Source organism: Microseira wollei NIES-4236 (genome assembly GCF_020521235.1).
GTDB lineage: Bacteria > Cyanobacteriota > Cyanobacteriia > Cyanobacteriales > Aerosakkonemataceae > Microseira > Microseira wollei.
Window position 1 is genome coordinate 1 of sequence record NZ_BLAY01000287.1, and the last position, 8,136, is coordinate 8,136.

At 48.3% G+C, this 8,136-nt stretch carries 6 protein-coding genes and 1 pseudogene; 4 read left to right on the forward strand and 3 right to left on the reverse strand.

All coding sequences use genetic code 11. From position 1 onward, the window contains the following. Nucleotides 1–133: 133 nt before the first annotated feature. A pseudogene (locus MiSe_RS54305) lies at nucleotides 134–343 on the forward strand (hypothetical protein); the annotation flags it as partial. A 397-nt stretch (nucleotides 344–740) separates the two neighbouring features. Here MiSe_RS54305 and MiSe_RS45955 read toward each other — a convergent pair. Together MiSe_RS45955 and MiSe_RS45960 are read right to left on the reverse strand one after the other, a co-directional pair. Continuing rightward, a complete protein-coding gene (locus tag MiSe_RS45955; RefSeq protein ID WP_226593552.1) occupies nucleotides 741–1,583 on the reverse strand; it encodes a GGDEF domain-containing protein in 843 nt (280 codons plus the stop codon). Between the two features lie 197 nt (nucleotides 1,584–1,780). After that, nucleotides 1,781–3,040, reverse strand: coding sequence for an HhoA/HhoB/HtrA family serine endopeptidase (locus tag MiSe_RS45960; protein ID WP_226593554.1), 1,260 nt, complete (start codon nucleotides 3,038–3,040; stop codon nucleotides 1,781–1,783). Between the two features lie 229 nt (nucleotides 3,041–3,269). Between MiSe_RS45960 and MiSe_RS45965 the strand changes: the two genes are divergently transcribed. From MiSe_RS45965 to MiSe_RS45975, 3 genes are all read left to right on the forward strand, one after another. After that, nucleotides 3,270–4,391 carry an AI-2E family transporter gene (locus MiSe_RS45965; RefSeq protein WP_226593556.1) on the forward strand — a complete coding sequence of 374 codons (1,122 nt, stop codon included), beginning with the start codon at nucleotides 3,270–3,272 and terminating at the stop codon, nucleotides 4,389–4,391. Between the two features lie 164 nt (nucleotides 4,392–4,555). Further along, nucleotides 4,556–6,058: an acyl--CoA ligase gene (locus MiSe_RS45970; RefSeq protein ID WP_226593558.1), complete on the forward strand. Its 1,503-nt coding sequence runs from the start codon at nucleotides 4,556–4,558 to the stop codon at nucleotides 6,056–6,058. Continuing rightward, nucleotides 6,055–7,035 carry a 2-dehydropantoate 2-reductase gene (locus MiSe_RS45975; RefSeq protein WP_226593560.1) on the forward strand — a complete coding sequence of 327 codons (981 nt, stop codon included), beginning with the start codon at nucleotides 6,055–6,057 and terminating at the stop codon, nucleotides 7,033–7,035. Before MiSe_RS45970 ends, MiSe_RS45975 begins: the two co-directional genes overlap by 4 nt. 81 nt (nucleotides 7,036–7,116) lie before the next feature. Here MiSe_RS45975 and MiSe_RS45980 read toward each other — a convergent pair whose 3' ends face one another. Further along, complete coding sequence (locus tag MiSe_RS45980; protein WP_226593562.1) at nucleotides 7,117–7,752, reverse strand: hypothetical protein; 636 nt, start codon at nucleotides 7,750–7,752, stop codon at nucleotides 7,117–7,119. Nucleotides 7,753–8,136 lie beyond the last annotated feature (384 nt).

Sequence of the window (8,136 nt, forward strand, 5' to 3'; positions counted from 1 at the left end):
TAGGGACGGGCAGTCCCGAAGAAACGCTAAGGGAGTTGAAACCACTACGCTACTTGGTGAAAGCCTGGTAGAGCAAGTTTCGACGACGAACTTAGAATCTCCGTGTCTTTAGACCGGAGAGTGTCAACATTACAAAGACGAACAAAAGAATCTGCTGGGACGCACAGTTGCTCACGCCAGCTTCCATCATTTTGTCGATTACAACTGGGATCTCGACAAAGGTTGTCCCAGCTTTGTAGACGAACCGGCAGGAAACGGGATGAAAAACGAACCCCGCGCCTTGGAAGATATTCAAACTTACGTGCGTAACGTGGCGCTGTGGCTAGCGGATACAGCCATCTAGAAAGTGGGAGAGGGAAAGTTTTTTCCCCTCCCTACTTTTTATATCATGTTCGTTGAATTGCCCATAATCAAACCTCACCGCGTCGTTCCGTAGGGAACATAATAGATATCTCGGACAAACAAATAACGTTAATAATGTTCCCTACTCCTAATTATGGGTAATTGACCGGAAATGATATTACTTGTAATTTCCGTTTAATACAATTGACACAAATTGTTCGCAAGACTGTCATAATTTGGTGTTACTTTGAGAGCATCAGCCCAGTAACATGCTTGCAGTCCGACTATGTCACCAGTTTTCTTATGTTTATCTTTGATTAGCCTGTTAACTTTATTTGGGTTAGCAGCGATCGCTTACCTATTTCCCTTCTACGATTCCCAAGAATAGCATCTGCTCACTACTCAATGTTATGCTCGATCCCCTTCTTGCCGCTATTCTTGAGCCTATACATTAAAAAATCCACTTTTTCTATCATTTCGTCTACGGATTTTGGCACGCTCATAAACGTAATCGCAACGATACTAAACGAAACAGGCCATTGATGATATTCTACAGTTTCCACAAGTTTTTTTTGCACTCTTTCAACTACAATTTGCGATGGTTCGTACCCCGTTCCTGGCAGTAGGAGGGCAAATTCATCTCCACCTAGTCTGGCAATTATATCGGTTGCTCTAATATTCCCGTAAATAGTTTGAGCCACTTCTTGTAAAAGCTTGTCACCAATTTTGTGCCCTAACTTATCGTTGACACCTTTAAAATTATCAATATCTATCAAAGCCAAGGTGATCGGATGTCCATACCTAGAGGATCTTTGAATTTCCAGGTTGGTTAATTCATCAAATAATCTTTGATTAGCGATGCCGGTTATCGAGTCAGTACGAGCGAGTTTTTTTTCGCGCTCGCGGGAACTTCGCAATTCGGATAAAAGATAGGTAGTTACTAAATAAAAGCCGAATCGAACGGCGGCGTTCCAATAAGGAATACCTGGATGAGAATGGGTTGATTGTCCGATTACTTCATTGGCGATAAACCAGGCGATCGCGCTGGCAATAGATATCCATATTCCCGCCGCTTCGCCCGCGTACCAAGTTGTAAAAGAAATGGGAATTAAATAAAATATTGATAAAGAAACATCGGGAGAAATGAGGGCATCAATCCCTCCGATTAATAAAAGCAATAAAAGTCCTAAAGCTATCAAAACAAACTTGGACTGATTTTCTAGGTATTTGGTAAGACGCACGGCTAACTTCCCGATCAAATCGCAAGATAGTACAAATTTTAGCCCAAGAGTGCAAACGGGATAGGCTAAAAGCCTATCCCGCAATCATAAGTAACCTGAGTTCGATATCAGACAAGATTTTACAGTAGGGGCACGGCATTAGATCGTGTTTTTATCTAAACCAAAAATTATTCTACGCCGTGCCCGACTCGCTTGTCCTATTGAGGCGAATTGGCGGGGAAAGCACCTGTTTGTACAGTCAGGTTGAGGCTTTGTCCGCTGCGACGCAGCCCCACTTGGAGATTATCGCCCACCTTGGTATTTTCAACGGCTCGTTGGACGGCGTCGGCGTCTTTAACGGATTGACCGTTGATTTGAGTCAGGACATCACCAGAACGCAGTCCAGCACGCGCAGCGGGTGAATTGGGCATGACGCGAGCGATCAAAACGCCGCGATCTTCATCGATGCTCAAATTGCTGTCGCGACTGCTGTTAATGTTTTGTTTAACTTCTGGGGTGAGGGTCACCATTTGAATTCCCAAGTAAGGATGTTCCACCCGACCTTTGGAGATTAACTGATTGGCGATGTTTTGTGCGGTATTGATGGGAATGGCAAAACCCAAACCTTGCGCCCCTTGGATAATAGCGGTATTAATCCCGATTACCTGACCCGCAGCGTTGAGCAATGGACCGCCAGAATTGCCTGGATTAATCGCCGCATCGGTTTGGATAAACCTCACCCGCTTATCGGGTACGCCCACTTGGGAGCCAGATCGACCCGTACCGCTGATAATGCCGGTGGTGACGGTATTATCCAGACCCAGGGGGTTGCCGATGGCGATCGCCCACTCACCCGGTCTCAGCTGGTCGGAATTGCCCAAACTAGCCGTTGGTAGTCCATTCGCTTCTATTTTCACCACCGCCACATCGGTCACCCGATCCGTACCTACAACCCTACCTTGGAAGCTGCGACCATCCTTGAGGGTGACATTCACCCGCTCCGCACCATCCACAACGTGGGCGTTGGTGAGGATTTGACCGTTGGCACTAATAATAAAACCCGACCCCGTACCGCTTTCAACCCGCCGCCTGGGTTGTTGTGGCCTTTGGGAACCAAAGAACTCCTCCATAGGGTCTTCCTCGAATTCCTCAGCCATGGGATTTCTCACCGTGCGGGAAGCGTTAATAGTGACCACGGCTGGCCCAACTTTGTCAACTACATTGGTGATGAAATTGGTATTGGTCCCGCCTGGGAATCTGATGGGCGGGGAGTTAACCGTGGGAGGAAGCGGGGCTTGAGTGAGTTGAGAACCGGATAGATCCGCAGGACTTCGCATCGAAGTAAAATAGCTGCCAGCGAAAGTCACACCGGCTCCCAGCAGCATCAGGGATAGATATTTGATTGGCGTTGCCAATGAAAAACCTTTGGGGCTAGAGGGCTTGAGGTCGGAAGATTTGACTGGGTGTAAGGAGTGCATTTTTAACACCTTGTATAAGTAACTGAAAACTCTGGCTTGTCTAAGGATAGAAATTGAGTAGTAGCGCCTGATAGGGGTTTACCCGCCTGAGAATACGCAGTCGGATAGGTGAAGCCTCACACTTTTAAAGATAAGAACTGAATATGACATGCTTGTTACAGAGGTGTCGCAGTTTTGTGGAATTTCCAGCAAACGCTGGGTATCGGTACCCTGCCGCGCTTAAGTCATTATGCTCAAATCAGCAAGTAAACTGCCTCGATGGATATTTGTAGGGTTGGCGTTTCCCTTAATCGTTCTCAACGGCTGGCTAGGGCTGTTGGTGTTTCATTATTTCCAATCGATCATCGGCATCTTGGTCATCGCCACCATTTTATCTTTCTTGTTGGACTATCCAGTTGTGTTTCTCCGGCAGCGAGGAATGGAACGAACCCGTGCCGTTTTGTTGGTTGTCCTGTTCACTTTATTAATTTTGGGTGCTTTTGGCCTCACCTTAGCGCCCCTGCTCATCGATCAGCTTAACGGACTGATCGTGCGCCTTCCGAGTTGGATTGCTTCTGGCACCCAGCAACTCCAAGCCTTTCGCGACTGGGCCGCAGAGCGAAACCTGCCGATAAATCTACTGGAGTTGGCCAGCCAAACGATTGGGCGCGTGTCGAGTCAATTGCAGTCCCTGACGGGGCAAAGCATCAAATTTGTTCTCGATACCCTGGGTAGCGTCATCAACGTCATCTTGACAATTGTCTTGACTTTCTACCTGTTGTTGCACGGAGAGCGACTCTGGGACGGAATTTTTCAGTGGTTTCCCTCCAGCATCGGTTCGCAGATCCGGCAATCGTTACGGCAGAATTTTCACAACTATTTTATCGGTCAAGCCACATTAGCCACCCTGATGGGCGTTTCCTTGACCGTGGCATTTTCCATCCTCAAAGTTCCCTTTGGCCTACTTTTTGGTTTGGGAGTGGGATTGATGACGTTGATTCCTTTTGGTGGCGCAACTGGTATTAGCACCGTCAGTTTACTCATGGCTTTCCAAAACTTTTGGCTGGGGCTTAAGGTTCTGTTCGTCGCCACTCTAATTGACCAGGCGATTGGCAATATTATTGCGCCCCGAATTTTAGGAGAAATTATCGGTCTAAATCCCGTTTGGGTTTTAGTTTCTTTGTTGCTAGGTGCCAAAGTTGGAGGATTGCTGGGTTTGTTAATTGCCGTGCCAATTGCTGGTTGTATCAACAGTATCGCCCAGAGCTTGTATGCGGCATTAAGCCAAGATCAGCCTGAAACCGAAACCTTATCTAAAGCAACCAATGTAGAACCTGGGAATCGATCTTTGGAAATTTCTGCGCCCAATTGAAGAGGACGCTCTGACGGGGGGACGCTCGCTCCGCGGGGAAACTCGACCTAGAAACCCGGTTTTTTTGCGTAAGTTGTAAATTTCAGATTTTGAATTGAAGAATTCAAAATCTGAAATCTCAAAAGGTTTCACAGTGATGCTAAAACTGCTTGACCAAACTCCAAATGAACATCCTTGACTTGTTTGCAGACGATACTCATCCGGCGCTGATTGCTCCAGAGCAACCGCCCCTATCCTACAAGCAACTGCGCGAGAATATCGCTCGGTTAGTGTCTCAACTCCACAGCTTTGGTTTAGGACAGGGGGACAGAATTGCGATCGCAATGCCCAATGGTACCCCAATGGCGATCGCATTCCTGGCGGCTACCCTATGCGGCACAGCATGTCCATTAAATCCCAAGTACAAGCAAGAAGAGTTTGCCTTCTACTACGAAGACACGCAAGCCCAAGCATTGATTGTATTACCGGGAACTGTAGCAGAAGCGAAGTCCGCCATTACTCCTGCAATGAAGCTAATCCACGCCCATCAGGAAGCCGATGGCACTCTTAGTTTTGAACTGATTGGGGGAGAGAAATGCGATCGCAATTTACCAACTCCATCCTCCGCACCCGATGCCGACAGCATCGCCATGATATTACACACCAGCGGCACCACGAGTCGCCCGAAGCGCGTACCCCTGCGCCACCGCAATCTAATTGCCTCTGCCAAAAACATCATCACTGCCTACAACCTGACTAGGGAAGATACCACACTCTGCCTCATGCCCTTGTTTCACATTCACGGACTCGTGGGATCTATGCTGTCAACCTTGGCATCTGGCGGTACTGTAGTCTGTCCCAATGGTTTTAACGCCCTAGAATTTTGGCAGCTAGTGGATAGCTTCAAACCCACTTGGTACTCGGCAGTACCCACGATGCACCAGATGATTTTGGCACGTGCGACGCGCAATCAAGAGATTGTCAAAGCGAATCCTTTCCGTTTCATTCGTTCTAGCAGCGCCCCCCTGCCTCTCGTCATCATCAAGCAAATCGAGGCAACGCTAAACGCTCCCGTGCTGGAATCTTACAGCATGACAGAAGCCGCTCACATGATGACCACCAATCCCCTACCGCCAAATTTACGCAAACCAGGCAGCGTCGGTTACGGTTTTGGCGTAGAAGTCACGATTATGGACGAGGTAGGCAACTTGCTCCCCCAGGGTAGTTTAGGCGAAGTAGCGATCAAAGGAGCCAATGCGATCGATGGTTACGAAAACAATCCAGAAGCCAACGCCAAAGCCTTTGTCAACGGTTGGTTTCGCACAGGCGATCAAGGCAAGCTAGATGAAGACGGCTATCTCCATCTGACTGGACGAATCAAAGAACTGATTAACCGTGGCGGTGAAAAGATTTCTCCCCTAGAAGTAGATAACGTACTATTGCGCCATCCCGCCGTTGCCGAAGCGCTGGCGTTTGCGGTTCCCCATAAGTCTCTGGGCGAGGATATCCATGCCGCTGTTGTCCTCAAAGACGTTGCCACTGAAACAGACCTCAAAGCTTATTGCGCCAATGTTTTGGCAGATTTCAAGCTTCCCAAACAAATTCACATTTTGGATCAACTACCTCGTGGTGCCACAGGTAAATTGCAACGTTTGAGTATGGCGAAATTACTGAAGCTCATCCCATGAAAATTTGCATAGTTGGTGCGGGTGCGATTGGTGGATACCTGGGAGCAAAACTAGCGTCTTCAGGAGCAGAGGTGACCCTAATTGCCCGTGGCGCGCATCTGGAAGCAATTCGCTCCCAAGGACTAAAGCTAATAATGGCAGACGGTTCCAGCCAAGTGGCAATCCCAAAACTAGCAACCAATAGTCTAGAGGCAGCTGGCCCGCAAGATGTTGTAATTTTGACAGTCAAAGCTCAGAGCTTACCCGCGATCGCTCCCTCGCTCCCCGCACTCTATCATCCTGACACAATCGTTGTGACTGCCCAGAATGGCATACCTTGGTGGTATTTCCGCCAGCATGGGGGCGAATATGAAGGCACTCGCATTCATTCCGTCGATCCCGATGGCATTGTGGAAGCCAACATCGGAGCAGATCGCGCCATCGGATGCGTCATCTATCCAGCGGCAGAAATTGTAGAACCGGGTGTAATCAAGCACATAGAAGGCGATCGCTTCACACTGGGCGAGATTGACGGGTCAAAAACCGAACGCATCCAAACATTAGCGCAGGTATTAAAACAGGCAGGTTTTAAAGCCCCCATACGGAATCAAATTCGCACAGATATCTGGGTAAAACTATGGGGAAATCTCGCATTCAACCCCATAAGCGCCCTAACTCGCGCCACGCTAGATGCGATTTGCAAGTATCATATGACACGCGAACTGGCACGACAAATGATGAGCGAAGCGCAAGCGATAGCGGAAAAACTGGGAATTGATTTTGGTATAACTTTAGAGCAACGAATTAACGGCGCCGAAAAAGTTGGCGCGCACAAAACCTCAATGCTGCAAGACATTGAAGCAAATCGTCCCACAGAAGTTGATGCGATCGTGGGTGCAGTAGCAGAATTAGGTAGATTGACCCAAATCCCGACACCCCATATCAACGCCATCTACGCCAGCGTTAAATTGCTGGAGTCCACATCAGTAGGGAAATGAGTAATATCGTTTCCGGTTATGTCTGAATGAATAAACCGCAAAAGGCGCGAAATTCCGCTCCAGAAAGAGAAGAGAGGTTAGTTATTCCGATGCCAACGGATTTGATAAAAGCTGTTTAACCAAAGCGAAGATTTTTGTCTGCCCTGTCGGGACCATCCCTGTGGCGGCGAAGATAGATATAAACGATGAATTGTAGGGACAAGGCAAGAGAAGCTGTTTGACCAAAGCGAAGATTGTGGCACGCCCTGTCGGGACCATCCCTGTGGCGGCGAAGATAGATATAAACGATGAATTGTAGGGACAAGGCAAGAGAAGCTGTTTAACCAAAGCGAAGATTGTGGCACGCCGTGTCCCGACAATCGCTGTGGCGGCGAAGATAGATATAAACGATGAATAGTAGGGACAAGGCAAGAGAAGCTGTTTAACCAAAGCGAAGATTGTGGCACGCCGTGTCCCGACAATCGCTGTGGCGGCGAAGATAGATATAAACGATGAATTGTAGGGACAAGGCAAGAGAAGCTGTTTAACCAAAGCGAAGATTGTGGCACGCCCTGTCGGGACCATCCCTGTGGCGGCGATGATAGATATAAACGATGAATTGTAGGGACAAGGCAAGAGAAGCTGTTTGACCAAAGCGAAGATTTTTGTCTGCCGTGTCGGGACCATCCCTGTGGCGGCGAAGATAGATATAAACGATGAATTGTAGGGACAAGGCAAGAGAAGCTGTTTAACCAAAGCGAAGATTGTGGCACGCCCTGTCGGGACCATCCCTGTGGCGGCGATGATATATCAAGATAATCGGTTGTAGGGACAAGGCAAGAGAAGCTGTTTAACCAAAGCGAAGATTTTTGTCTGCCGTGTCGGGACCATCGCTGTGGCGGCGATGATATATCAAGATAATCGGTTGTAGGGACAAGGCAAGAGAAGCTGTTTAACCAAAGCGAAGATTGTGGCACGCCCTGTCGGGACCATCCCTGTGGCGGCGATGATATATCAAGATCATCGGTTGTAGGGACAAGGCAAGAGAAGCTGTTTGACCAAAGCGAAGATTTTTGTCTGCCGTGTCGGGACCATCCCTGTGGCGGCGATGATATATCAAGA

Coding starts and splice junctions, on each gene's coding strand:
- MiSe_RS45960 (WP_226593554.1), bottom strand. CDS start 3,040: ATGCACTCCTTACACCCAGTCAAATCTTCCGACCTCAAGCCCTCTAGC.
- MiSe_RS45965 (WP_226593556.1), top strand. CDS start 3,270: ATGCTCAAATCAGCAAGTAAACTGCCTCGATGGATATTTGTAGGGTTG.
- MiSe_RS45970 (WP_226593558.1), top strand. CDS start 4,556: ATGAACATCCTTGACTTGTTTGCAGACGATACTCATCCGGCGCTGATT.
- MiSe_RS45975 (WP_226593560.1), top strand. CDS start 6,055: ATGAAAATTTGCATAGTTGGTGCGGGTGCGATTGGTGGATACCTGGGA.